This window comes from Acinetobacter sp. Leaf130 (assembly GCF_001423205.1).
GTDB classification, from domain to species: Bacteria; Pseudomonadota; Gammaproteobacteria; order Pseudomonadales; family Moraxellaceae; genus Acinetobacter; species Acinetobacter calcoaceticus.
This window is the reverse complement of the sequence record NZ_LMOE01000005.1, coordinates 96,734-122,875: the sequence shown is the minus strand read 5'-3', so window position 1 is coordinate 122,875 and position 26,142 is coordinate 96,734. Positions and strand designations below refer to the sequence as shown.

Annotated in this window: 25 protein-coding genes; 11 read left to right on the top strand and 14 right to left on the bottom strand. The window is 36.4% G+C overall.

Annotated features, from left to right (window positions below):
- The first annotated feature begins 71 nt into the window (after positions 1–71).
- The 5 genes from puuE (at position 72) to ASF86_RS11115 (ending at position 4,199) form a co-directional block, all read left to right on the top strand.
- Positions 72–1,037, top strand: a complete 966-nt coding sequence (puuE, locus tag ASF86_RS11135) for an allantoinase PuuE (RefSeq protein ID WP_056482109.1) — start codon at positions 72–74, stop codon at positions 1,035–1,037.
- A 99-nt stretch (positions 1,038–1,136) separates the two neighbouring features.
- Positions 1,137–1,640, top strand: coding sequence for a 2-oxo-4-hydroxy-4-carboxy-5-ureidoimidazoline decarboxylase (gene uraD, locus ASF86_RS11130; protein ID WP_056482106.1), 504 nt, complete (start codon positions 1,137–1,139; stop codon positions 1,638–1,640).
- A complete protein-coding gene (gene uraH / locus ASF86_RS11125; protein WP_005037985.1) occupies positions 1,637–1,960 on the top strand; it encodes a hydroxyisourate hydrolase in 324 nt (107 codons plus the stop codon). The genes uraD and uraH overlap by 4 nt, the downstream gene beginning before the upstream one ends.
- A gap of 24 nt (positions 1,961–1,984) precedes the next feature.
- Complete coding sequence (locus tag ASF86_RS11120) at positions 1,985–3,352, top strand: nucleobase:cation symporter-2 family protein (protein ID WP_056482103.1); 1,368 nt, start codon at positions 1,985–1,987, stop codon at positions 3,350–3,352.
- 121 nt (positions 3,353–3,473) lie between these two features.
- Entirely contained in the window at positions 3,474–4,199 is a 726-nt protein-coding gene (locus tag ASF86_RS11115) for an outer membrane protein OmpK (RefSeq protein ID WP_056482100.1), read from the top strand.
- Between the two features lie 53 nt (positions 4,200–4,252).
- On the opposite strand, the gene hpxO is transcribed toward ASF86_RS11115, so the two are convergent.
- The gene (hpxO, locus tag ASF86_RS11110) at positions 4,253–5,410 is read right to left on the bottom strand and encodes an FAD-dependent urate hydroxylase HpxO (RefSeq protein WP_056482097.1); all 1,158 of its coding nucleotides are present in this window, start codon (positions 5,408–5,410) and stop codon (positions 4,253–4,255) included.
- A gap of 199 nt (positions 5,411–5,609) precedes the next feature.
- On the opposite strand from hpxO, the gene alc reads away from it, so the two are divergent.
- On the top strand, positions 5,610–6,620 hold the full coding sequence (gene alc / locus ASF86_RS11105; RefSeq protein WP_056482094.1) for an allantoicase: 1,011 nt from the start codon (positions 5,610–5,612) through the stop codon (positions 6,618–6,620).
- Positions 6,617–7,120: an ureidoglycolate lyase gene (locus ASF86_RS11100; protein ID WP_017391061.1), complete on the top strand. Its 504-nt coding sequence runs from the start codon at positions 6,617–6,619 to the stop codon at positions 7,118–7,120. The genes alc and ASF86_RS11100 overlap by 4 nt, the downstream gene beginning before the upstream one ends.
- Before the next feature lie 113 nt (positions 7,121–7,233).
- Here the strand turns inward: ASF86_RS11100 and parE are convergent, their stop codons facing one another.
- Positions 7,234–9,117, bottom strand: a complete 1,884-nt coding sequence (gene parE, locus ASF86_RS11095; RefSeq protein WP_056482091.1) for a DNA topoisomerase IV subunit B — start codon at positions 9,115–9,117, stop codon at positions 7,234–7,236.
- Between the two features lie 14 nt (positions 9,118–9,131).
- Positions 9,132–9,713, bottom strand: coding sequence for a YqiA/YcfP family alpha/beta fold hydrolase (locus tag ASF86_RS11090; RefSeq protein ID WP_003654140.1), 582 nt, complete (start codon positions 9,711–9,713; stop codon positions 9,132–9,134).
- A 210-nt stretch (positions 9,714–9,923) separates the two neighbouring features.
- Between ASF86_RS11090 and ASF86_RS11085 the strand changes: the two genes are divergently transcribed.
- Positions 9,924–11,267 (top strand): alpha/beta hydrolase, encoded by a 1,344-nt coding sequence (locus tag ASF86_RS11085; protein WP_005037971.1) that lies wholly within the window; start codon positions 9,924–9,926, stop codon positions 11,265–11,267.
- 47 nt (positions 11,268–11,314) lie between these two features.
- Here the strand turns inward: ASF86_RS11085 and ASF86_RS11080 are convergent, their stop codons facing one another.
- From ASF86_RS11080 to ASF86_RS11065, 4 genes are all read right to left on the bottom strand, one after another.
- Complete coding sequence (locus ASF86_RS11080) at positions 11,315–11,848, bottom strand: hypothetical protein (RefSeq protein ID WP_056482088.1); 534 nt, start codon at positions 11,846–11,848, stop codon at positions 11,315–11,317.
- 231 nt (positions 11,849–12,079) lie between these two features.
- Positions 12,080–12,637 (bottom strand): hypothetical protein, encoded by a 558-nt coding sequence (locus ASF86_RS11075; RefSeq protein ID WP_227508795.1) that lies wholly within the window; start codon positions 12,635–12,637, stop codon positions 12,080–12,082.
- Positions 12,638–12,769: 132 nt separating this feature from the next.
- On the bottom strand, positions 12,770–13,339 hold the full coding sequence (locus tag ASF86_RS11070; RefSeq protein ID WP_227508794.1) for a hypothetical protein: 570 nt from the start codon (positions 13,337–13,339) through the stop codon (positions 12,770–12,772).
- A gap of 266 nt (positions 13,340–13,605) precedes the next feature.
- Entirely contained in the window at positions 13,606–13,953 is a 348-nt protein-coding gene (locus tag ASF86_RS11065) for a DUF5991 domain-containing protein (protein ID WP_056482081.1), read from the bottom strand.
- A 144-nt stretch (positions 13,954–14,097) separates the two neighbouring features.
- Between ASF86_RS11065 and ASF86_RS11060 the strand changes: the two genes are divergently transcribed.
- A complete protein-coding gene (locus tag ASF86_RS11060; protein ID WP_056482078.1) occupies positions 14,098–14,769 on the top strand; it encodes a haloacid dehalogenase-like hydrolase in 672 nt (223 codons plus the stop codon).
- A gap of 178 nt (positions 14,770–14,947) precedes the next feature.
- Here ASF86_RS11060 and ASF86_RS11055 read toward each other — a convergent pair whose 3' ends face one another.
- The 7 genes from ASF86_RS11055 to gshA form a co-directional block, all read right to left on the bottom strand.
- Entirely contained in the window at positions 14,948–15,676 is a 729-nt protein-coding gene (locus ASF86_RS11055) for a hypothetical protein (protein ID WP_056482075.1), read from the bottom strand.
- A gap of 318 nt (positions 15,677–15,994) precedes the next feature.
- Positions 15,995–16,720 (bottom strand): SH3 domain-containing protein, encoded by a 726-nt coding sequence (locus ASF86_RS11050; RefSeq protein ID WP_056482072.1) that lies wholly within the window; start codon positions 16,718–16,720, stop codon positions 15,995–15,997.
- Complete coding sequence (locus tag ASF86_RS11045; protein WP_056482068.1) at positions 16,717–18,663, bottom strand: LysM peptidoglycan-binding domain-containing protein; 1,947 nt, start codon at positions 18,661–18,663, stop codon at positions 16,717–16,719. The genes ASF86_RS11050 and ASF86_RS11045 overlap by 4 nt, the downstream gene beginning before the upstream one ends.
- Complete coding sequence (locus tag ASF86_RS11040; RefSeq protein ID WP_056482686.1) at positions 18,663–19,226, bottom strand: hypothetical protein; 564 nt, start codon at positions 19,224–19,226, stop codon at positions 18,663–18,665. The genes ASF86_RS11045 and ASF86_RS11040 overlap by 1 nt, the downstream gene beginning before the upstream one ends.
- Complete coding sequence (locus ASF86_RS11035) at positions 19,219–22,533, bottom strand: type VI secretion system Vgr family protein (RefSeq protein WP_056482065.1); 3,315 nt, start codon at positions 22,531–22,533, stop codon at positions 19,219–19,221. The genes ASF86_RS11040 and ASF86_RS11035 overlap by 8 nt, the downstream gene beginning before the upstream one ends.
- A 160-nt stretch (positions 22,534–22,693) precedes the next feature.
- The gene (locus ASF86_RS11030) at positions 22,694–23,215 is read right to left on the bottom strand and encodes a disulfide bond formation protein B (protein WP_056482062.1); all 522 of its coding nucleotides are present in this window, start codon (positions 23,213–23,215) and stop codon (positions 22,694–22,696) included.
- 16 nt (positions 23,216–23,231) lie between these two features.
- Positions 23,232–24,809 carry a glutamate--cysteine ligase gene (gene gshA / locus ASF86_RS11025; RefSeq protein WP_056482059.1) on the bottom strand — a complete coding sequence of 526 codons (1,578 nt, stop codon included), beginning with the start codon at positions 24,807–24,809 and terminating at the stop codon, positions 23,232–23,234.
- A 168-nt stretch (positions 24,810–24,977) separates the two neighbouring features.
- Between gshA and ASF86_RS11020 the strand changes: the two genes are divergently transcribed.
- Together ASF86_RS11020 and ASF86_RS11015 are read left to right on the top strand one after the other, a co-directional pair.
- Complete coding sequence (locus ASF86_RS11020) at positions 24,978–25,517, top strand: DUF924 family protein (protein WP_056482054.1); 540 nt, start codon at positions 24,978–24,980, stop codon at positions 25,515–25,517.
- A gap of 59 nt (positions 25,518–25,576) precedes the next feature.
- Positions 25,577–26,140: a CC0125/CC1285 family lipoprotein gene (locus ASF86_RS11015; RefSeq protein WP_056482051.1), complete on the top strand. Its 564-nt coding sequence runs from the start codon at positions 25,577–25,579 to the stop codon at positions 26,138–26,140.
- Positions 26,141–26,142 lie beyond the last annotated feature (2 nt).

Below are 26,142 nucleotides of genomic sequence, written 5' to 3'. Positions count from 1 at the left end.
AGTCCATCTATAAAAATATGCAAGCTGATTTTTTAAATATTTATGAAAAATTGAACAAAAGGAGAGCAATCGTGACCGAATCTTATCTATCTGGCGCCGAGCTCATTGAGCAAATTCAAAAGTCTCCTTATTCACGTGATTTAATCGGTTATCACGGACAGCCTCCACAGGTTAAATGGCCTAATAATGCCAAGGTTGCTGTGCAATTTGTGCTTAATTATGAAGAAGGTGGCGAAAAACATATTGAACACGGCGATGAGGGTTCGGAACAGTTTTTATCAGAGATTATTGGCGCTGCAAGCTACCCAGCTAAACACATGTCGATGGACTCTATGTACGAATATGGTTCACGTGCTGGATTTTGGCGCATTCATAGTGAATTCCAAAAGCGCAAGCTTCCAATGACCATTTTTGGAGTTGCAATGGCGCTTGCCCGCAACCCTTATATTGTAGAAGCCATTAAGCAAGCTGATTATGATGTAGTGTCTCATGGCTACCGCTGGCTTCACTATCAAGATACCGATGTTGAAGTAGAAAAACAGCACATGGAACAGGCCCTATCTGTTTTAGAAAACTTGTTTGAAAATAAAGTGATAGGTTGGTACACCGGACGTGACAGCCCCAATACTCGTCAGTTACTTGCAGAGTTCCCACAAATACAATATGACTCTGATTATTATGGTGATGACCTACCTTTTTGGACCACACTTACCGATGCTGTGGGTGCATCCCGACCCCATTTAATTATTCCTTATACTTTAGAATGTAACGATATGAAGTTCTGTTCACCAGGTGGATTTAATAATTCAGAACAGTTTTTTCAATATTTAAAAGATAGTTTTGATGTGCTGTACGCAGAAGGTGAAACTGCACCAAAAATGATGTCGATTGGAATGCATTGCCGTATTTTAGGGCATCCGGGTCGTTTTAAAGCCTTACAAAAATTTCTCGACTACATTCAAATGCACGATCGTGTCTGGGTATGTCGTCGACAGGATATTGCTGAACATTGGTATAAAAATCACATAACTGAATAATTGATTTTTAAATTTTTAAATTCTTAAACTGTTGATTAACAGCTATTGGCACTGTTATTGCTAAAACTCTATATCACGACAATGAGTTTAGGAATAACAGTGTTTTTAGCCGAGTTTAATCAAGCCCCACCCGAACAACTCAAGACTTTGTTAAAAAACTGTGTCCACATTCCAACATGGGCCGAAAAAATCATCTCAGAACGCCCCTATTCAACAAAAGCATCTCTTTTGGAATATGCAGAAAATTTAAGTCACATGTGGTCATGGCAAGAGATTCAAGCAGCATTAGCAACTCACCCAAAAATTGGTGAACGGCAGGCAAAAAAGCAACTCAATGCAAAAGAGCAACATTTTTCGAATCAAGAACAAGCCGGCATTTCTCTAGATGAGAAAACGCAGCAAGCTCTGCTACAAGGCAATCTCGATTATGAACAAAAGTTTGGCTTTATTTTTTTAATTAAAGCAGCAGGACTCAGTAGCGATGAGATTTTAAAAAAGCTATATGAACGTTTACAACATGACTTGGCTATAGAAAAAATAATTGTACATGAGCAACTCGCTGCGATTGCTCTATTACGTCTATCTCAGGAAATACAAGCATGATCAGCACTCATATTTTAGATACGAATTTAGGCAAACCAGCTGCACACGTAGAAGTGAAGTTGTTTCATGCAGAAACCCATGAGCTGATTGCGACCGCAACCACGAACCAAGATGGGCGTGTGAGTGATTTTGGAATAAAAGAGTTTGCAGAGGGTGCTTATCAGCTTGAGTTCGAAATCGCCTCTTATTTTTCATCACTAAAAGTCAAAACTTTTTTCCCGCGTGTTTGCATTCAATTTTTTATAGAAGACATTAATCAGCATTACCACATTCCCTTACTGATTAGCCCGTTTGCTTACTCCACTTATCGCGGTAGTTAACTCAAATATAACGAGGAGAAAAATATGAATCATCGGCAAAAGAATGCGATTTCTCCAGAGCATGAATATTTAGGAATATCCAAAAGTTTTGCTTACGGGTTACAGCACGTGCTTACCATGTATGGTGGCATTGTTGCACCGCCCCTTATTATTGGAACAGCGGCTGGATTAAGCTCAGCACAAGTCGGAATGTTAATCGCTGCTGCTCTATTTGTCGGTGGATTGGCAACACTCATACAAACAATCGGAACCAAATATCTAGGTGCAAAATTACCTTTAGTTCAGGGCGTGTCTTTTGCAGGTGTTGCAACCATGGTCGCAATTATCACCACGGGCGGTGGCTTACCTGCTGTATACGGTGCGGTCATTGCCGCATCTCTGATTGGTCTATGCCTTGCGCCTTATTTTTCTAAAATTATTCGTTTTTTCCCGCCTGTTGTAACGGGATGCGTCATCACAATTATTGGTTTATCTCTGTTACCCGTCGCAGTTCGCTGGATGATGGGTGGTAACAATAAAGCACCCGACTGGGGTAGCGTAGAAAATATCTCTTTGGCCTTACTGACCTTAGGCATTGTGATTGTTTTAAATATGTTGCCGCAAGCCAGTATTCGTCGCTTATCGATTTTATTGGCTATTGTTGCTGGTACTGCCCTCGCCTACTTCATGGGTTTTGGTGATTTTAGTCAGGTGAGCCCAGGCGCATGGCTGCAATTTCCACACTTATTTGCATTTGGCTTACCTACTTTCGAGTTAAACGCAATCTTGTCGATGTTGATTGTGACTTTAGTCATTATGACGGAAACCACAGCCGATATTATTGCTGTCGGAGACATTGTAGGAACTGAAGTAGATGCTAAACGTATCGCCAATGGTGTACGTGCGGATATGTTTTCAAGTGCTTTTGCGCCTATCTTTGGTTCGTTTATGCAAAGTGCTTTTGCCCAAAATGTTGGACTCGTTGCGATTACAGGCATAAAAAGCCGCTTCGTAGTAGCAGCAGGCGGTGTCATTCTGATTATTTTGGGTCTACTCCCTATTATGGGTCGTTTGATTGCAGCGATTCCAATGCCCGTACTTGGTGGTGCAGGTTTGGTCTTATTTGGATCGGTTGCAGCAAGTGGAATTCGCACTTTGGCAAAAATAGATTATAACGATCAGAAAAATTTAATTATTGTCGCGACCGCTTTATCGGCAGGTATGATTCCAATTATTAACCATGAATTTTATGCTCATTTCCCAATTTGGGTACAAACTTTGTTCCATTCGGGCATTAGTTCAACCTGTATCTTTGCTATCTTATTGAATTTATTATTTAATCATTTTCCTACATTTCGCAGCTCGCGTACCCCTCATTTAAGCCAAACAATAAATACCAGAAATACACATTAAAGATTTAGTTTTTAGCGCCCCACTTCGGTGGGCCTTTTTTTAACCGTTGATCAAATTTGGCTTCATTTTTGCTTAAGACACTGTATCCTTAGCGTGCTTTATTTGGGGGGAGATCATTTAAATGCAATTAAAGCAACTTGCGGCGACTTGTGCCTTGTTATCTGCAACTGCCATGGTTCAGGCAAAACCAATCTGGCAAGATTTTAGCGTGACTGGACTTTATGGTGAAAACTATGAAGTTGTAGATGACAAAGAAACGACTATTACTTTGGAGTATGCAGCGAAAGTTAAATATGCTGATGTGTTTTTCTTCATGGACCACATGCGTGGCGAAGACGATCATAAAAGTACATATTTTGAATTATCACCACGTTTAAGCTTAGGTGAAATATCAGGTAAAAAACTTGCATACGGCCCAGTAAAAGATGTGTTGATCAGTACCACTTGGGAAAGTAATACTCAAAGCGGCCAAAACTTCGATAACTTCCTTTATGGTTTTGCTGTCGACTTAAATATCCCATATTTCCAATATGCGAATTTAAACTTCTACCGTGCAAATAATGAGAACACTGACGACGATTATCAAATGACGTTCGTTTATGGTATTCCATTTAAACTCGCATCTGAAGATTTCTTGGTAGATGGTTTCCTTGACTGGTCAACTGCTGAAGGCGACCATGCCAGCGAGTTGAACTGGACAACTCAGTGGAAATGGAATGTGGGTAAACACATTTCTCCTGATACACGTCTATACCTAGGTATCGAGCATTCAGTGTGGAATAATAAATTTGGTATTAAAGGTGCCGACGAAAATAACGTTAGTGCACTGGTTAAATACCACTTCTAAAATTATGATTTAGAAGCTTGAAACAGCAAGGAGAAGTCCTTGCTGTTTTTGTTTTAATCGAGTGGATTACCCACAATATTGCTAATAATCCCCTGCATAATATGCCCACCTTGTTCACGGCGTAATTCTGCATACCAAGCGTGAGTAACGCTTTCATCTTTCATATGGGTCACATCACAACGTTTACGCGCACGAAGTACCAATTCATTGGCACGTTCATTACGTTTGTTTTGATAACGACGTAAAGCGTCTTCGACACCTAAAGTATTAATTTGCAAAGAACGCGCTAAATAAATCGCATCTTCCATGGCTTGGCAGCCACCTTGCCCAATATCAGGTGTGGTGCTGTGCGCAGCATCACCTAAAATCACCACGCGACCTTTATAGAACTGAGTGAACGGCTCAATATCATGTATTTCTACCCGATTGGTCTTTTGCGGGTCTAAACGTTCAATGAGCTGCTGTACTGGTAAACACCAATCAGCAAAATATTGTCTTAAAAGTTTTTTATATTCATCTCGATTATTTTCTAAACCTGCTGGTAAAGGCACATCTAAAAAGAAATAGAATTTCCCATCTGCAACCGGCATCAGAGAAGCACGCTTACCTTCGCCCACATAAGTTGTCCATTGCTGTGCTGGAGCTAAATCTTCAGATATTTCAACCAGACCATTCCAGTTCACATAACCCGCATAACGGCGCTGTACTTGCTGGCCCAACACATAGGCCCGTGTAAGAGAGTGAGTGCCATCTGCCCCAATCACTAAATCGGCCTGCGTTGAGCTACCATCAGCAAAATGAACCTCAACATAATCAGCGTTGTCTTCGAGGCTGACCATTTTTTTGCCTAAATAAATTTGATCTCGGCCAAACTCATCCATCAGCATGTTTTGTAAATCTGCACGTGCAACTGGATAAGGTCTTTGCCCTACTTCTTCAATTAATGGCGATAAACTGAATTGTGTCATCACGTCTCCAGTTAAACCATCCACGTAGGCCAAGTCGTCCATTTGTCCGCCAAGTTGGGCGATTTTCTCGGTTAATCCCAGATAGTTTAGACATTTCACACCATTCGACCACAGCGAAATGGCAGCACCCACAGGAAGAATCTTCTCTGTTTGCTCATAAATACGAACTTGATGACCAAATTTCTTTAATGCAATGCCAGTGGTTAGACCTCCCATTCCCGCACCAATAATCACCACATTCATAACACTCTCCTATAGATATTCACCTATAGGGTGCTTATGCTAAAAACATGCCATCGTTCAAAATTTATTTAGCTTTTCCACAAAACTGGCATGCACCATGCTTATATATTTAAGTATAAAACTCGTCTTAACATGCTCAGTGTTAGGGCAGTTTTAAATGAAAAATCATGTTTTTAACAAGAAATACGGATACTCCATTATGGCAACACTGCACGCTCCAGCTTTTGAACTTCCTGAAATTTTGAATACGAAAACCGATTTGGCAGATGCCCGAATTGGTGCACAAGTCATTGAGTGTTCAGATGATTTCTTTGCAGAAGCAAAGCGTATGCTGCAATTTGAAGCACCTGTTTTTGTTGAAGATAAATTCGATGACAACGGCAAATGGATGGACGGATGGGAAACGCGCCGTAAACGTCACGCAGGCTATGATTGGTGTATCGTGAAGTTAGGTGTAAGTGGAAAAATCACTGCACTTGATATTGATACCAGCTTTTTTACAGGAAATTATCCTGCATCTACATCATTAGAAGCTTGTTATGCACCAAATGGTGACCTTACAGGAGCAAAATGGGAGAGTGTTTTAGAAAATACTGAACTCGGCCCAAGTCAGCATCATATTTTTATGGTCAATAATGATGCACTTTTCACTCATATACGCCTCAATATTTTCCCAGATGGTGGTATTGCTCGTTTACGTGTCTATGGTGATGTTCATATTCAGGTGACTGATAGCGAGCAAACACTCGATTTATTAGCCCTCGAAAATGGTGGCCGCGTAGTTGCCTATAGCGATGCCCATTTTGGACATCCGCGCAATTTGATTAATCCCGGGCGTGGCGTCAACATGGGTGATGGATGGGAAACCAAACGCCGCCGAGCGCCGGGTTATGACTGGTGTATTCTTGCTCTGGGTAAAGGTGGGAAAATTGATAAGCTTGAAATTGATACAGCTCACTTTAAAGGTAATTTCCCTGCCCAAGTATCCATTCAGGCGGTTTATCTTGAAAATGCAACCGATGCACAACTGATTCCACAGAGTATGTTTTGGTCTTACTTGCTTGAAGCTCAACCTATGCAAATGGACCATATTCATGAATATGTGAATGAGATTTTACAGCATGAAAAAATCTCGCATATTCGTATCAACATGATTCCAGATGGCGGCATTAGCCGTGTACGTTTATGGGGGAAAATTGCCCAGTCATGATCATGAATAATGTCCAAATTCAGCCCTTAACCATTGAGAGCTTTCAGCCATTCGGAGAAGTCATTTGTTGTGACGGGCATGACTTTTTTCATATTAATGATGCACACACCGAGCGCTACCACGCGCTCGTTGAAACAGAAATTGAAGGTGAAGCAAAAGCAGGAATCAGTATTTTCCGTAATATTAAGACCAGCGTTTTACCTCTGGAAATTTCGATGCTAGAGCGTCATCCGAAAGGCTCTCAGGCATTTATTCCCTTACAACAGCAAAAGTTCTTAATTATTGTGGCACCTGCTTTGGATGAGAATACTCCCGATATTTCAAAATTATGTGCATTTGTTTCAAATGGAAAGCAAAGCATCAATTATCGGGCAGGTACATGGCATCATCCTTTGCTTACCTTTGAAGCACCGAGTGATTTTGCAGTAGTGGATCGAATTGGAAGCGGAGCGAATTGTGATGTTTTTCAATTTCCCCACGCTATAAAAATTACTGTCTAAAATAGACAGATCTGTCTATTTTAGTTTAATGGCAGCAATCGTTGTGGTGATTTCCAATAATCTAGGTTTACATAAAAACCCCGCCTATTAAGCGGGGATTTTTTAATTCTCTTTTAAACGGTGATATCGGCTAAGTTACCTTTCTGCTCAAGCCACTGCTTGCGGTCCGCTGAACGTTTTTTGGCAAGTAATTTATCGAGTAAACCTGCCGTAAAATGAGCATCATCAAGGTCGAGCTGCACTAAACGACGAGTATTTGGATCCATAGTCGTTTCACGTAGCTGAATCGCGTTCATCTCACCCAATCCTTTGAATCGGGTAATTTGCGGATTACGATTGCCTTTCACATTTTTCAAGATGACTTCGAGTTCATCATCATCTAAGGCGTAGAAGACATCTTTACCAATGTCGATACGGAACAATGGTGGCATCGCCACATACAAATGGCCTTCTTCCACCAGTGTCGGAAAGTGTTTAACGAATAGCGCACATAACAAAGTGGCAATATGTAAACCATCGGAGTCCGCATCGGCCAAAATACAAACTTTGCCATAACGAAGTTCGGATAAATCATCGCTACCTGGGTCTACCCCAATTGCGATCGCAATATCGTGAACCTCTTGAGAAGCCAAAACTTCATCTGAAGAAACTTCCCAAGTATTTAAGATTTTTCCACGAATTGGCATGATGGCCTGAAAGTTTTTATCGCGTGCTTGCTTGGCACTACCACCTGCCGAGTCACCCTCGACAATAAAGAGTTCACTGTCTTCGCGAGTTTGCCCCACACAGTCAGCCAATTTACCCGGTAAAGCAGGACCAGAAACAATCTTTTTACGCTCAACCTTTTTCGCGGCTTTTAAACGACGACCCGCTTTAGAAATCGCCATTTCTGCCAATTGCATGGCAATTTCAGCATGTTGGTTTAGCCAAAGTGAAAAAGCATCTTTGGCAATATTTAAAACAATATTAGATGCCTCTCGACTAGAAAGGCGCTCTTTGGTTTGACCTGAAAACTGTGGTTCTTGGAACTTGAGTGATAAAATATAGTTCACACCATCCCAAACATCTTCTGCGGATAGTTTGAGATTACGTGGCAACAAGTTACGTAGCTCACAGAACTCACGTAATGCTTCGGTTACACCTGAGCGTAAACCGTTCACATGAGTTCCGCCTTGTGCAGTTGGAATTAGGTTTACATAACTTTCTTGAACCTGCTCACCGCCTTCTACATTCCAACAAATTGCAAATTCACATGCCGCACGATCGGCTTGTCCACTACTCACAAAAGCTGGATTTGGCAAGATTTCACGGTCTTGCAATTCATCCATCAAATAATCGACAAGGCCATTTTCAAATTGCCATTCAATTTTTTCATCGTTAATTTGATCGATATAGATAATTTTTAAGCCTGCGGCTAAAACAGCTTTGGCTTTTAAATTATGTTTAAGGGCTTTTAAAGCGAATTTCGGACTATCAAAATATTTAGTTTCAGGCCAAAAATGTACTGTCGTACCTGTCGCACGTTTTGGTGCCTTACCCTCTAGCACGGCTAAAGGCGCAACAGGCTCCCCTTGCTCAAATGCCATTTGGTAGAGGTTGCCCTGACGTTGTACTTCGACCTCAACACGCGTTGATAAAGCGTTTACAACTGAAATTCCCACGCCGTGCAAACCACCAGAAAACTGGTAGTTCTCGGTACTGAATTTACCGCCAGCATGTAACTTGGTCAGAATGATTTCGATACCAGATTGGCCATATTCAGGGTGAATATCGACTGGCATACCACGGCCGTTATCTTCAACCGACAATGAACCATCTTTATAAACTGTGACACATATTTTGTCGGCATGACCCGCTAATGCTTCATCAACAGCATTATCAATAACTTCCTGAGCTAAATGGTTAGGTCGAGTCGTATCGGTATACATCCCTGGACGACGACGAACGGGGTCTAAACCGGAAAGGACTTCAAGCGATTGAGCCGTATATTGTGTCACGTTGTACGTTTTCCTTATTTGATGGTGTGCGCAAAGAATTCGATCACTAACGGTAATTTTTCTTCAAAATCTTCCATAGCATGATTGCCATGAGCATCCGTCAAAATCAATGAGGATGGCGTTGCAGCACTATAATAGCGTTGTGCTTGACGATAATCCAAAATTTCATCGCCTTGTTGCAACAAGACGAGTATTTTGTCGGCATTTTCAGGCTGTTTCAGTTCCAGTTGCTGCAACTGTCGTAGCTGAACATGATCAATCGACCATTGATCATTCACCACATAGGGCATGCTTTCAACCTGAAATAACTCATCAAACAACTTCCATGGTTGCATAGCAGGGTTAATCAGTACAGCCGGAATATTATATTTCGCGACAAAGTATGTCGCAAAAAAACCACCTAAACTGCTACCTACAAGTGCAACATCATCCAAACTTTCAATAAGCTCTGAAACTTGCTCAACCACCTGATCTGGAGATCTATTGAGGTTTGGCAAATGCACATTAATCCCTAATTCGCTACAATACTGCCTTAAGCTCAATCCTTTAATCGAAAGAGAGCTACTATTAAAACCATGGAGGTAGATAATATTCATATATTTCCCTCTAAATTGAGACTAATTTCACAATTTTGTTCTCAGTTTGTATAGAAAAGCACAATTGTTAGACAAGAAAAACCACTCAACTAACCATTCATCAGTATTTTAAAAAAATGTGTTATTTAAACTACTAAGATGGAAACGTTTACTGCCGTTGATAAAAAGTACAGCTTAAAACGTCGGTTATAACGTATATGGGGAAAAGATATGCCGAGCTTAACACCACTACATGAAACTTATTGTAAATGGGATCGTACGCCACCTAGTCAGGCAGACGTACTAGAAGGTTTAGCTCAACTGTTCAGCACCAGCTTAAATGGTGTACATGAATTAATACAAGTTATTAATATTGAAGTCTTAAAAAATGCTTTTGGTATTAGTACACAAAACGCTAAAAACTTTCAAAAACGACCATTTGTGCAAAAGGCATATCAATTTTCTTATGGCGCTTTACAAAAATATGGTCGTTATTTTTTAGCACCTGGTTTGCGTCGCATTATTGAAAAATATCCAACACTTCATGAAAAACCACTCACCCCAAGCCTACATTTTTTGGTGGGAATTTTGAATGGTGTTTTTGGGGATTACCTACTCAAGCAACATAGTCCTCTCGCCCTACCAATAGTGTTATACGATCACTACGGAGCTATACAGCAAGGTGAGCTTGCGGGCCGTATTGTAATTATGGTTCACGGTTTGTGTATGAATCATCTGACTTGGTCAAACGCCCATTACGGTGGAATTGGAGAGCGTCTATTAGCCCAGCGTGACCATAACACCATGCTGTATTTAAATTACAATACAGGTCGACGTATTTCAGCAAATGGACGCAGTTTCTCAAACTTATTAGAAGATCTCGTAAAAAATAATCCAAGAATTACCAGCATTGATGTGATTGGCCACAGTATGGGTGGACTGGTTTCTCGTAGTGCATTGTTCTACGGTAAACAAAATATGTACCAATGGATTCATATGGTCGAGAACCTAGTGTGTATTGGTTCCCCACATCATGGTGCGGTCTTGGAGCGCTTTGGTTTTACCCTACAAGATAAACTTGGCGCGTTCCCTTTTGTAGGTTTACTTGGTCAATTGGTTAATATTCGCAGTAACGGTATTTTAGACTTACGCCACGGTAGCGTTCGTGATGATGACTGGGAATATATGGATGCCCGAATTGGTATGATGGATGATAATCGTGCCCCTGCTCCTTTGCCTTCCCATATCAATACTTTTTTAGTGGCAGGAACACTCGAGTTTGAAAAAGTACGCAATAAAGCGCTTACTGTGATTGGTGATTACTTGGTGAGTGTGAAAAGCGCGCTGGGTGAACATCCTAATCCACGTTTTCAGCTCAAAGTTCCTGATTCACATAAAGCCGTGTTTTATGGCTTAAACCACTTTGAAATTCAGTATCATTCGAGCGTTGCCGAACAGATCACTCGTTGGTTATATCCTCATGCGAATGATTATGTGCAAGAAGGTATTCAAACTCATATTATTGATATGCCGAACTATACCCTCGAAGATTTAGAAGGGATTGTAGAGACGTAAAAAAAGCCCAACTTATGTTGGGCTTTTTTAGATTTTTTAGTTTTCAATCATTTAAATCTGTCATAAAGTTTATATTTAGAAATATTCTTAATCGATGTTTCCTTAAGTAAATATCCATTTAAAACAGATATAATATTTATATCTTCCCCTATTTTACCGCAAGACAAATTTACGTCGACATAATCCTCTATTTTGAATCCTTCTTGAATTTTTGTTTGATCTAATGCTCTTGAGTAAGCAAATGAATTATTAGGACTATAAATCACAATAAGATCAGTTTTATTATTTTTCATATCAGCCCAATAAATATAATAGTCTTTAGTTCTATACTGGACATGGCTACAAGATCCAGTAGAAATCCAATTTTTATCTTTTAGATTAAATCCTATTCGTTTTACTAATTTTTTATTTTCTGTCCTAAAACTATCATCCCAGACATCAGGGCATTGAATATCTGGCAGTACACTCACTTGTACTGCAGGTTTACTCCAATACTTCATACATTCTTTAGCGCTTTCTGCATATAAATTTATGCTATTTAATAAAAGATATATCACTACTGCTATCTTTAATAGTTTCATTACTAACTTAGACCTTTATTCTAAAATTTTCAAAAAATCTACCGCTATCTTACATTCAAGCTTATCTTTTATAAATCCAATAATATTTTTTTGATTGCACTCAAATTAACTAAAAAATATTTACCACCGCAATCATTCATTTTATTATTCACAAGCTTTCTTAACTATTTTATTAAAGTATAAGCTATCACCATTTTTATCAACATCTGCCAAAATGCCTACTAAATGTAATTATCCTTGATCATCAAAATATGATTTTTCTTGAAATGAGTTATATATAGCAACATCTATTGGAACATTATTAAATTCTTTATTTTTCAAATCAACGATCATTTTTTTATTTTTATTAAACAATTTTCTAGCATAAATAAAATTCTGTTTAGAGTCACTTTCAATTAGACAATTATTATTTTTATCTAAAGCAATAAACTCTTTTGTCTGATCTTCCTTTGTTTTACTTATAAAAAAGTGATATTGGCATGGTGAGCCACAACTACCATAAGCATGAAAAATATTTTCATTTACTTGATCAACCTCAGGGTATCTCATGTCTCTTAAAATAAAATTAGTTTTATTATCAGCATTCTTTACAATGTCACAATACTCTTGATCATGCCCTTTACATTTCAATTCAACATTAAATGTATCTTTTGCATAAACAGTCGAAGCAATAATAAATCCCAAAAATGTAAGAGCCAATATAGTTAGCTTCTTAATATTAAAAAGGTAAAATTTTATAATTTTATTTTTTAAATCTTTAAGCACGTTTATACTTTTCTCTACAACCATGAACACTAATCTCTTAATCATCAAAAGACTCAACTTTCCATCCAGAAATTAATTCTGATACTAATTTTTTAACACTTATACTAGACTTAATAAGAAAATTAGTATTTCTATCAATTAAAGGCACTAAATAAATTATTTTCCATCACCACTACAAGGATTTTTTATTTTCTTTTTAACCAATATTTCGCCATAATCATTTGCAATTAAATTTAAACTACCATCAGGTGAAAAAAAACTTTTCTCCTTAAAATAACTATAATAATCAAATCTTTGTAACAAACCATTAAACTCTTTAGTTTTTAAATCGACAATTTTTCTAGGGTTATTTGTAAATAATTTTCTTGCATAAATGACTTTTTTCTGACTATCACTTTCAATTAAACAATTATTTTTATTATCAATAGCAATAAATTCGTCTGTGGAATCCTCTTTATTTTGACTATAGAAAAGCGTAACTAAACATGGAGACCCACAAGATGTTTTTACTTTATATAAGTTTTTATTTATTTTTGAAATATTTAAAAGTTTGACATCTTTTATAACTATTTCATTCTTATTATTTATAGTTCTCACAATGTCACAATTAGAACTATATTCATCCTTACATTTTGCAGAAACCACAAAATTATCGTCATTTGCATATATATTAAAACTAAAAATAATTCCGCTTAATAATAAAATTGATATAAAAGTCTTTTTCATATTAAATCCTGTAACTTCCGTTATCTTCCGTTTAAATATTTCAATCATGTTCATTTTCTATCATACAACTGCTTCCATCAATATCTTCATCACTTAGGGATTAAAATCTTCATCTTAGATATATCGAACCATGTGCTAGAATGTTAAGAATGAGCTGTAAAGAGATAGAAAAAGAGAACTTATGTTGAGCTTCTTTATAAAATTTTAAATCTTTTCTATTTCAAATATTAGAAATAGAAAAGGTTATAAAAAGCCTATATCAATTATTAATCTTTATAAAATAGATTATCTTTGATATCTAAAACTTCATCGGAATAAAGATAATATTTTCCTTTCTTAAAGACTACTTTTCCTAACTTTTCACCACTTTGAACTTTAAAGAAATATAGTTCGTTATTTTTCTCTGTCACTTTGCATATATAAGATTTATCAACCTGAAAGCCAGCAATAGAGTACACACACTTTTTTGGTGTTAATGTTAAAACTGATTCTATCGTCGCAACATTTCCATCTGGTAGTTCTTCTGAACTATAATAATGATAAGTACCATTCCACTTATCAGCATTTGCAAGTGTGGTAGCAGAAAGAGCCAGCAATAATAATAAAAATTTCATTTAATTAATTTATAAATAATCAGATCAAGGTATTATAACCAAATTACAATACAATAAAATATTTTATTAATTTATAAAATAACTATTAAAAATATTCTTTTTGAAAATTAATTCTTATCACTATTACCAAATTTAGAGAAATATATGAAGGAAATCGTTGTTTTTGACTTGGACGGGACATTACTTTCGGGTGACTCTACAAAGGCATGGTTAACGGATAAATTGAAATCTAATCTTCTTAGATTCATCGGTGCACTTATTGTTACTCCCATTGCTTTACCTCTTATGAAATTCAAGAAATATAAATCTAGAGGTGCTTCATTGTATTTGTGGATTGCAACCTGCGGTCTGAATGAAGAAGAATTAGAATACAGCTTTAAAATTTTTTCCAATAATATAAAAGATACTACTTCTGATTCATTATATTGGTTTGAGCAAGGTATAACAGAAGTTAAAGATCATTTAGCAAGTGGAAGAATTGTGTTTATTGCCACAGCTGCACCAGAAAAGTTAGCAAATATTTTACTCGGGTCTATCAATCTAGATGTACAAATTATTGGTACTCCTTTGCAAAAGAGGCTAGGTGGATGGGTAGGTGGAATACATTGTAGATCTGAAGAAAAAGTAAGAAGATTGAATAAACTTAATGTCAATCAACCTTGGTTCGCGACATACAGTGATGATATTGAAGATGACTTTCCTATTTTGATGGGCGCAAAACTCCCCTATTTAATTAATGGTGACAACAACAAAATTAAAAATATTAAAATCAACAATTTAAAATTATTAAATTGGGTTTTAAAGTTAGAACATTAATATTATTTTTAGAAGCCACCTAACAACTAATTAACCAAAGAGGCTATAGGATCAATTAAATTAGCTTATACAGGCACTTTCAGTAATAAAAGTGCCTATAAAAGTGATCTTTACCGGTTAATTTGACTCTTAATTAAATATAATTACACGTTTAAAAATTAAACAAAAAACTAAAGCTCTATTTTATTTGATGAATTTGCATAAAACCTTCATTGCATTCTAAAGTTGAACCTTTTAAATTCTCACATTTAATTTTATTATCTTTTGTTAATCTAAATTTAAAACCATCATTAACTTTATAGCCTAATTTAAATTCTTTTGACATCACCACCCAGACAGCAGGATTGTTTTGAACATATATAGAATTTATAGCATAAATATTTAAAGAATCATCCACAGTAATTTTCTTTATATAGTTTTGATCAAGAAAATTATAATTATATTGACCTTTTTTATTTGGTAAAACACTTGTATTGATTAGTTTAACAACAGCAATTTCTTTTGCTTTTTTATTAAAAATATAAAATTTCTTTATGATATAAAAATCACCTCTTAATACATTTTCCGTATATTCCACAAAACCAATAAAATTATTATCTGAAAAATATGGTGAAATAATATATTTATTCAAACTATATATTTTATTATTATCCAAAGTATATAAACTATTTCCTTCCTTCAGAAGAATACTATAAGAATGAGTATCTTTATCACTAGAATTCAAATAGTTTTCTTTAGTTAGAATTTCGTAATCTTTATCTATTCTTACAGATTGGCCAAGTTTATTAATACTTTTATACCCTTGAGAAATAAAACTATTTGAATCATCATATAAAATAATATTTTTTGCCTGCGAAAGGTTTGGTATTAATAAAGCTAATATCAAAAACAATTTAATTCTATACATCTAATACACTCAATTTATTAACACAACATTATTGAATTTAAAACAATTATTTATTTATGCTTATAGTTACGAACTCATATAAAGCAATGTTTTTTAGTTTAAAGTATTCTTAAATTCAGCACCATTCAATTTTTCTAAAAAAATACTTGTTAGTTGTTTCCCCATGTACATGATTATGTGCAAGAACGTATTCAAACTCATAATTAATGAATGGAACTATACACTCAAAGATTTGGAAGGGATTCTAGAGGCGTAAAAAAGCCCAACTTTTGTTGGGCTTTTTTAATTAATTAGCTTTTGTAGAAGAAAGAAAATATTTTAAATTTCAACCTTCCAAGCTTTATTGGCAATTACTTTTCCATTTTTTATATTTAAAACAATATTGTAAGCTGCTGCACCACCATTATTAAAAGTATTTAAAATATAAATATTATTATTTAAATAATATATTTTAAAATCAGCAAGCTCATTCTTGTCACCATCTATACCATTTTTAGGAAAAAAGTATTGCTCTATATCATTTTTACCAATTTCTATTTTCTTATCTTTATTCTTAATTATGATTTTATCAAGTTGTAAAAAATCATTATTAGGTAAAGTACCATCAGTACCAAAGAATTGTTTATTATTAAAATACTTATATTCACCTTTAAAAGTTTTATAAAGTTTAGGATCTAAAATGGCTTTTTTTGCATACACTTCTACTATTATGTTTTTATCATTATAAACAGCTTTTTCTCTAGAATATTGAGATAGCTTAATAGAAGTGTAACCACTAAAATTATTTATTCTATTTTTATAGATAAATCCAGTTACACCATTGCTTGCATTAACTAAACAAAAATTATTTGTCCCTTCATCCATCACACAAGAAACAATTTCATTATTATTTAATTTGGACGTAACTTTAGAATTTAAACTTGAATTTTCTCGTACATTAACGTACCCATCCTTATCTTGAATAAAACCAAAGTCAGCGTATGAAGATACTATAGGACCAATCATTAGAAAAGTAAAAATTATAAACTTAAGTTGTTTCTTCATTTAGGATAAGTTCCTTTACTATCTCGAATATATTTGATCTTTATTTTAGGATATTGCTTTTTAAATTCTGTAATTTTTTTTGCCAAATTTTCAACATCTATATTTTGTGCTCTTGTGCAACCCATAGTGACTCTCCAACCTTGTTTCTCAGCATATGGATCACTTAAACCGCTTCCCCCGCCATGTACCCATCTTGCACGGCTATCTGTGGTCATAATTTTTGTAGTTCCATAGGCAGCTCCCAACTTACTATTTCGCTTTCCTCCAGCAATATATGTATAGAAACCACTAAAAGGGCCATCTGCATTTTTTTTAGATTTACTTGATACTCTACTACCAGTTTTAAAACTGTATAATTTATTACCTAAGTGATCATAAAAAACTGTATAACCGACCTTCGGTGCATCATGTGGTCCATATTCAGTATCTTGAAATGTATAAATAACAGCCATGCCATCTGTTACATCTACTTTTACAGTCTTATTATTCCCGCTTGATTGCGTTTTATTTTGTTCTATAACAGGTTTAGTTTGTTTTTTTGGCTTTACCGCTTCAGCACTTACTGGTGTTCTCAACTCTATTAAATTTGATTTACTTTTACTAGTTGTATTACTAGAACTACCTTTAGGCTTAGCTGTATGATTTTTGGAAAATGTTATTAAATCTAAATTTATATTATCTAATCCTAAAGAACCAAAAATATCCTTTAAAGCACTATTAGATGGTTTATGTCTTAGGAATTTATGTACTCTAAGTTCTTGTCCAATGGCTATTCTATTAATATTTTTTAAATTATTATCTTTGGCAAGCTGCTCAACAGTAGTACCATTTCTTTTTGCAATACTTTCTAAAGTATCTCCTTGCTTTACTATATATTTTACATCAGAGTTTACTTTAAGTTGTTGCCCAATAGATATTTTATTTTTATCTTTTAAATTATTATCCTTGGCAAGCTGCTCGACACTAGTACCATTTCTTTTTGCAATCTTTTCTAAAGTATCTCCCTTTTTAACTACATAATTGCCAGCTGATTTTGTATTAATTAAATTCTTAAAATTATCTGGTAATAAAAGAGTAATAATCTCATCTCCAATTCTCGAATGAACTGGGGATGACTCACCATTGGAATTGGTTTTTCCAAATACTACATTTACCTCTTTCTTTTCATTTCTATTCATTGACAAATGAGTAGGTTTTTTTCTATCAGAGCTTTTAACTGTAGCTATAACATAATTTTTATTTTCAATTGCTTTACCCTCATGATCAGTAAGTTTTAACTTTGTTTCAACTTTTTGTTTTAATAAAGTCGTTAATAAAAGTAAATTTTTCTTAAAAACCCGCTCATAAGTATCTACAGCATCTTTTCGCCATTTAAATCTCAATGCTCGTTCTTTTCCTCGGTCATCTTCATAATAACCAGGACCATCATGATGAAGCATATAAATCAATTGCCAATATTTATCATCATCCGGTTTAAAACCCCATTTTAGGGCCAAATTTTTATTAAATATAAAAGCGACTAAAACACCATGACAACCTATATTTGCATCAAAGACATTTGTTCCGCTCATGTCTATTTCAAAACCTAGTATTGATTTTGATCTTGATTTAAAAGCATCTGCTGTTGATCTTGTATATTGAGCAAGACCCGATGCACTTGTGGTTCCAGCGGCCGCATCTGGATTGAAACCAGATTCAGCTAAACAAATTAATAGTGTATAAGCTATTTCTTGGTATTCTAAATTGAATCTAGAACATAAAGAAATAATTGTATCAACGATAACTTTGAAGGTTTCCTCATCTACATCACCAATGATTCTAGAATTACCTTTTAACTTTTTCCCTGTAGGTATAGGTAAATTTACTAATGAGGCGTCAATTATTTGCTCCTTAGTATATGCATATCCCTTTTTTGGCTTTAGTAATTGATAAATATCGCCCATTATTCATTCCCATAAACTGCATTAGCTGAAATTACTTTTCCTTTTTTACTATTTTTTAGTATTTCCTTATTTCCATTTTTAATTATATTACCTTTAAGATCTAATAGCACTGGGTTATCCCACAATGATCCTTTACTATGATCCATCATATTTATATTATTAGAAGTTGCTTGATTTAATAAAAGAAAAGAACTTTGATTATTTTCAATACATGCAAAACTAACCAAGCTCCATTTTCCTTCTTCAAGATTTCCTGAAAAATCATACCCTTGTTTTTTTAATAATTGTTTTTGGCTTTCTGCCATTACTGGTATATTTATTTCTTTTTTATTATTTATATTAATTACACTACTTTTACACTCTCTGACAATACCACCACTACCTCTATCTTCAAGCCCTTTTTCAGGATCATAACAATAAGAGATTACTTTAATATTAGCTTCACCACATTTTAAATTTTGAGATTCATATTTCTCATATATAGGAGCACTTTGAGCTACTGTAGCACAACCACTTATATTAAAAATAAAAACCATCGATAAACTAATATATATTTTATTCATTTTCATCAACCTCTTTATCAAAATTTACTGGTATTTCTAAATCATCAATTGTTTCATATTCATATGTAGATTTCGGTTGATACCAGATATCTTGATGTAGATCCTCAATAATTTCTAATTTTAATTTTTGATTATCTTCGCCAGAATATCCAGTAACTGTACTACCATTTTCATCTGTAAATCCTAGAATTTCTTTTCCACTTGGTAGAGTCATCTTATATTTTTGACCGCTTATAGGATTATTATTTTTATCCTTAACATTAAAATTACCATAATACATACTTGGTAAATTTGGAAAAGAATAATTTACAATAGCACCTGCATCAAATTTATGCTGACCTGCTTTAGCATGAAATAATCTAGGTGTATTAATAAAAACTCCTTTATCTGAAATTGTTAATTGACTACCACCAGCATTTAATACAATTTCTTTCTGTCCAATTATTTCAATCTTATCTTCAACAGAGAGAATTTTAATATTTTTTCTTGAGAGCATTTCAATACCCTCTGTTTGCGCTTGTACTTTGATTGGTCCTTTAGCGGCAAACGCACTTAAACCCTTTTGCGCGGCAAACAAACTGATTTTGTCTTGTGCATGCCCAATAATATTTTTCTGTGCACTCAAATTAATTGACCCACTGGCACTTTCAGCAATATCTTGTGAGGCCTGTAAGATAATATTTTCAGGTGTAGTCAAGGCAATACCATTTGGCGATGCTAATAACATAAGGGCTTGTCTAAAGATTTTGCCTTGTTCTTGCTGCTTAGCATCTGAACTACTTTCTAAACCTTGGGTATAACCCTCCATAAAGCCTTGTAAAGAACCCAATGCTTTAGAAGGTGTCACTTCCAATTTGCTACCTTTACTAAAAGTTCCGCATACACTCATCAGGTCAAAGTCTTTAGTCTCGACATTGGCTAAGACTTTGCTGACCTCTTTAAGACTTTCAAATGGATTTTGATGAATTCGATCTTTAATGCTTGCGAGTTTGCCTTTAACAATGTCAGCACCATGCTCTTCAACGTTTTCGATGAACGCTTTTAAATTTTCCACCGAATCTTTAGCATCGTTAAAGAAAGTATTAAATTCATCTACAACTCCTTTTGCATCGCCACCTAGTGCACCAATATCTTCAATAAAACCACCACAATCTTTTAACGCATGAATAGGATCGTTATTAATCCCTTCTTTAAATAGATTTACCGTGCTATTTAAAGCCTGCCCTGTGGTTTTTAGCTCAAGTGACTGGATGAATTTGGGTAACCTGTTAATCACGTTCAAAGCATCAGTTTGTTGCTTGGCTGCAACTTCACTGAGCATTTTCATGCTTTCATAGCCTTGTGAAAGTAAGGATTGTGCTTGTGCAGCTTCTAAATGATCTGCAATTGCCTGCTCTTGCGCATAGGTACTAATGAGCATGCCTTTACCTGCACGCACAGCTCCCCAAGCGTCTGTTCTCAACTCAAAGCCTTCACCACGACCCTGACTGGTTGCTTGTTCTTTAGGATGGCTTAAATTACCTAAATTCAGCTGTGTTGCTGCATGACTACTTTGTAGTTGGGTACTGATTTGCCCTGTCGTATCGTCAAATCGCAATTGATTAAACCCACTGCCACTAACTTCCTGACTACGAATACCGCTGAGTTTTTTAGTATCAGGAAGCTGTCCTTTCACATCAAACTTGGTTGGTGAACGCTGCGCTTCATGAATACGCCCAGTCACAAATGGACGGTCAATATTGCCATCAAAGAAGTCAATGACCACTACTTCACCAATACGCGGTAAGAATCGTGCTCCATAGCCTTCACCCGCCCAAGGAGTCAGTACATCAACCCAAGCTGAATCTGTATCATTGTCATTGCTGCCTGCGCCACCATCATGGCCATGATCATCACTGCGGGTAAACAGAAAACGCACCTTGATGCGCCCCCATTCATCGACATGAATGGTTTCTCCCTCTGGCCCAACAACTTTCGCTCTTTGTGGGTAGGCAATCGGACGATGCTGTTCTGGATTATATTCAGGTGTCGTTTTGATTTGACGGCGAATTAAAGTCAGCTCATTACCTTGACGCTCAATATCGTCATAACCATGTTTATCCCAACGACTTTGGGTTAGTAACTGACTAACTTGCTGATGTAGATCTTTTGGTAAATTGTTTTGATTGTAGAAATTTTTAGCGATAATCAGGAACTCTTGATCAACCCCTTCATGTTGATCAACTTCAGGATGCTCTCGGAGATTAAACCAATAGCCGACTTGGCTATCTCTGACACTGCTATAAGCCTTAAAGTATTTGGCCTGACTTGCATACATGTCATTAAATTGCTGATTAAGTTTCTCTAGCTGATTACTGGTTGAAGCAGTAGCCTGATCCTCACCTTTTAAATCTTGCATCCAAGCAGGACTCATGTGCCATGCTTGCTCAAGGCTTAAACTCGCTGAATCAAAGTTATCTGAATGTGTATGGGTCGTGATGACGGAACCAGCGCCTTCTTCTTGTGCTAAGGCATCGGGCTGCCAGCGTTGCACATGCACAGCAGTCGGTTGCAGACTCCGCACCGCAACAAAACCCGTAATACTATCTTGATATTCTGTCGCGCTACTTCGATGATAGCGAATGCTACGGCGTGCTAAAGCTTGGTACTGGTTATTATCATCAATTAATCTAAGCTTTTGGGCTTGTACTGGGGCAGTAAAATGAGGAACAAAAAGCTCTGATTCATCAATTAGCCAACTAACACCTTCACTTCGCCATAAACGCGTAAGAAAGTCATAGTCGGATTCATTATGCTGCATGATAAATGGGCGAGTATCATAACTCTGGCTTAACCCACTAAGATCGAGACTTAAACTTGTCGCAAAAAGCTGACTTTTTTCTTGCCACTCTTTGAATAGAACTTCGGTAATTTCTACGATACTTTTATTCATAAAAACACGACTATTACGGCGTTTGTGCCATAAATTTGTCGCGTCTTTTAAGGTCAATTTATAAAGCGTTAAAGCACCATCACTTTGGCCATAACTGGCTTCAGTCACAATTCCTGTAGTTCGAAATAATTGTCCAGAATCTGTAACCTGATCAACAGCAACCTGAACGCCTATAAACTGCTTTAATGCAATTTGGGCACTCGTCGAAAGGCAAATTAACTCAGCTTCAATTCCCCCATTTAACTGATGTTGGCCTTCTATACGTTGTAAAAAAACTTGGTGATTGAGCAATTCATTAGAAAATTGCACGTGGATCGCACGTTTCTGTGCGCTTAATCCTATTTTTTCCAAAACATTAAAGATATTAAAAAGCATTTTTTTATAATCATAAGGATATATAAACGGCTGCACTTTATAAAAAACAGAACTATCTGTCTACAATATTATGCTTTTTTTCAATTCGTTTTTTTATATTTTGATTAATTCTAAAACAATAAAAAAAGCCCAACTTCATGTTGGGCTTTTTTTAATCTGTTTAAATTCTTTTTTTAGCAGTCTTAAACACTGGATAAAAACGGAACAATTGCCACAAACATACGAGTAATAGCAAAATGAAATAAACCAATGACCAGACTGGTAAAGACTGGCCTAAAAAGGTCCAGTCAATTGCTGCACATTCACCTGAACCTGACAATACTTCTTGCAAAACTGTTTTCATTGGTAAGGCATCAACTAAATAGTTTAAACCTGGACCACAGCTTGGCACTTGATCAGGTGGTAAATGTTGTAGCCAGACATGACGCCCTGCTACACCCACTGACCATAAAATTGCGATGCCAGCCAAAAATGCGTAAAAGCGTTTAACTGCATTGGAAACAGGGTTATGCAAAAATGCAATCAGTGCCACAAGGCCCATTGCCATTAAGCCAACACGTTGAAAAATACAGAGCGGACATGGCTCCAAACCTTTTACATGTTCCAGATACAACGCAAAAGACATGCCGACAATACTTGCTAAAACAAGTAGTCCACTCACCAAACGGTAACTTAATCGCATGTAAAACCTCATTTTATTATCGATATTGTTCAAGATATTGGTCAAAACTGACCTGAGTATCTTGCTCAAGTTGTTCTTGCTGCTGTAAAGATTGTGCAGCCAATTGCTCAAAATGTTTCAAGGTTTCCACACTAAGCTCATGCTCCTCATAACTTTCAGCATGTAACTGGGCCATGTGGCTACCAAAACTCCAAGTTCCACCATGCTTTAACGTATCGTCAATGACATGGGCAGATAAAGTATCATCAACTTCATCAATTCGTGCTTGCATGATCGCTAATGCAGAACCATACAGCTCTGTTGCATAGGTCTGATCGAGTAACTGCGCACAACCTTGCATTTGAGCAATATACAAACGTGCCCAATCTTCGATGTGATAAGACCCGTTTAAATCTGTAATGGTTGCATTCGGCGCTCGGCCACGATTCACCACTTCAGTCTGGTTCTTTTCAATCAAATCTTGCTCAGGGCCTAACAACTCTGGGCTATCACTTAACAAGCAATAAAGTGCTAACACTTCAAGGAAGCCAGCTGTCGTTTCATCAACGCCAATTGACGAATATGGGTTTACATCAACAGCACGTAGTTCAACATAACCCACTCCTCGATTTTTCAAGGCTTGAGATGGCGTTTCACCCGCTTGAGGCACCTGTTTTGGACGTACGAGACTGTAATATTCATTCTCGATCTGCAAAACATGATCATTAATTTGCAACGGCTCACCAGCGGCATCATTTAACCCTAAACGGCTAAATGGTGGGTAAGGAGAATGAACGGCTTTTTGTAAACCATCCAAATAGCCAGTCAAATTGTTATAATGAATACCTAAGCTTTTTTGGGCTGAGTTTTGATAGCCCAATCGCCCCATACGTAAAGCTGTAGCATACGGTAAATAGTATGAACCTTTGATTAAAGGCAACAACTGATGTTTATGTCCAGTTAAGAAACAACGACATACCGTTGGGCTTGCACCGACCAAAAACATAACCAATGGTGTTAAACGGATAAAATTACGAATAAGACCAAAATAACGATGGCTACGATAATCCTGCAAACTTAATGATTTTAATTGCTCATCAGTTTCATGAGCCTGCAACTCTGCAAAAAGCGTATCTGGAAAAGATAAATTGTAATGCACACCTGAAATCGTCTGCATACGACGACCATAACGAATTCCTAACCCACGACGGTATAGTGTTTTAAAGCGACCAATATTAGAAGTGCCATACTGCGCTAGACGAATTCGTTCTTCATTGTCATCTAACATACATGGCATAGACAGCGGCCAAAGTTTTTCACCATTTTCTAAATGACGATGCACAACCGCATGAATATCGGTGAGCTCATGTAAAGCTTCGCCAATCGTTGGCTTTGGAGAAGTAATAAACTCCATCAATGCTTCTGAATAATCAGTCGTAATTTGCGGATGTGTTAAAGCTGAACCTAATGCTTTTGGATGTAACTCTTGCGATAAGAACCCATTACTTTGCATACGTAGGCTTTCACGCTCTATTCCACGTAACATGCCTTGTAGTAGCGACGAATCCACCCAAGCAGGAATAACTGATTGAGATGGTGTAGTGGGTTGACTCATGCATTTGCTCGCTTATTAAAGATCACTATATACAAAATCGTGAGATGATACGGTTACTTATATAATCACATCATTCCAGTTTGGCAATTTTTATCACAATCTTGTTATTTAAGACACGAAAGAATTGTGATTTTATTGAAGAATAATTGCTAAAGAGTTGTCAATATCATGAACGATCAAGACATTTTAAACTTCTGGTTTTCACCTGAACACCGTTCACTTTGGTTTGCAAAAAGTGATGATTTTGACCAAAAAATTCGTGAAAATTTTTCTGATGTTCATCGACAGGCAACTCAAGCAGAACTCTGGTCTTGGCGAAAAACGGCTGAAGGCCGTCTGGCAGAGATTATTGTACTAGACCAGTTTTCTCGCAACATTTATCGTGATCAACCACAATCTTTTGCTTACGACAGCCTTGCTTTAGCTTTGGCACAAGAAGCCATTAGCTTGCAATTAGATGCACAGCTTAATCCAGAGCAACGCTCTTTTTTATATATGCCGTTTATGCATAGTGAATCAAAATTGATCCATGAGTTTGCGTTAAAACTATTTCAACGCCTCGGCAATGAAATTAACTTAAGCTTTGAGAAAAAGCATAAAGTCATTATTGATCGCTTTGGTCGTTATCCTCATCGCAATGCGATTCTTGGACGTGCCTCCACTCCAGAGGAAACTGAATTTTTATTAGAACCGAACAGTAGTTTTTAAAACTTCTTAATTTTTAACGCTGAGTCATCTATTTTCTAATACTCAGCTGGGAGTTCATCATGAAATATCTCTCTCTTTGTTTAGCCTTAGGCACTGCCTTAACTTTAACTGCTTGTGCAACGACGCCAAGTAAACCAAGAACCTTTGATCAGCTTGGTCAGTTTTCAGCATATCCTTTAAATGCCCAAACTTTTCGGATTAGTTTTCAAGCCGACCCGAATATGAGCTATGGCGCAGCTGAAGAAATCACTTTGGTAAAATCAGCACAAACGACGGTACAAAAAGGCTTCCGCTTTTTTAAAGTGCAAAATGACCCAAGTAATCAAAGTCATAAACCGCCACGTCAAGCCGTGGTTTACCCATCTGCTCCAAGTTTTTACCCATATGGTTACGGTCGTCGTTACCCTGGTTTCTGGCATGATCCGTTCTATGATTACCCACAAGTGGTCAATATCGATCCTGTTCAAGTGTCGTATACTATTGAATGTTATCGGGATCAGAAGCAGTCTCCTCAGGATGCTTTTGATGCAACCTTGATCTTGAAATCAATCGGACAAAAATATGGATTGAGTCCGACAGGAGAGCTGTTGCCACCGCCTGAGCCTCCAGTAAAACAAAAATGAAT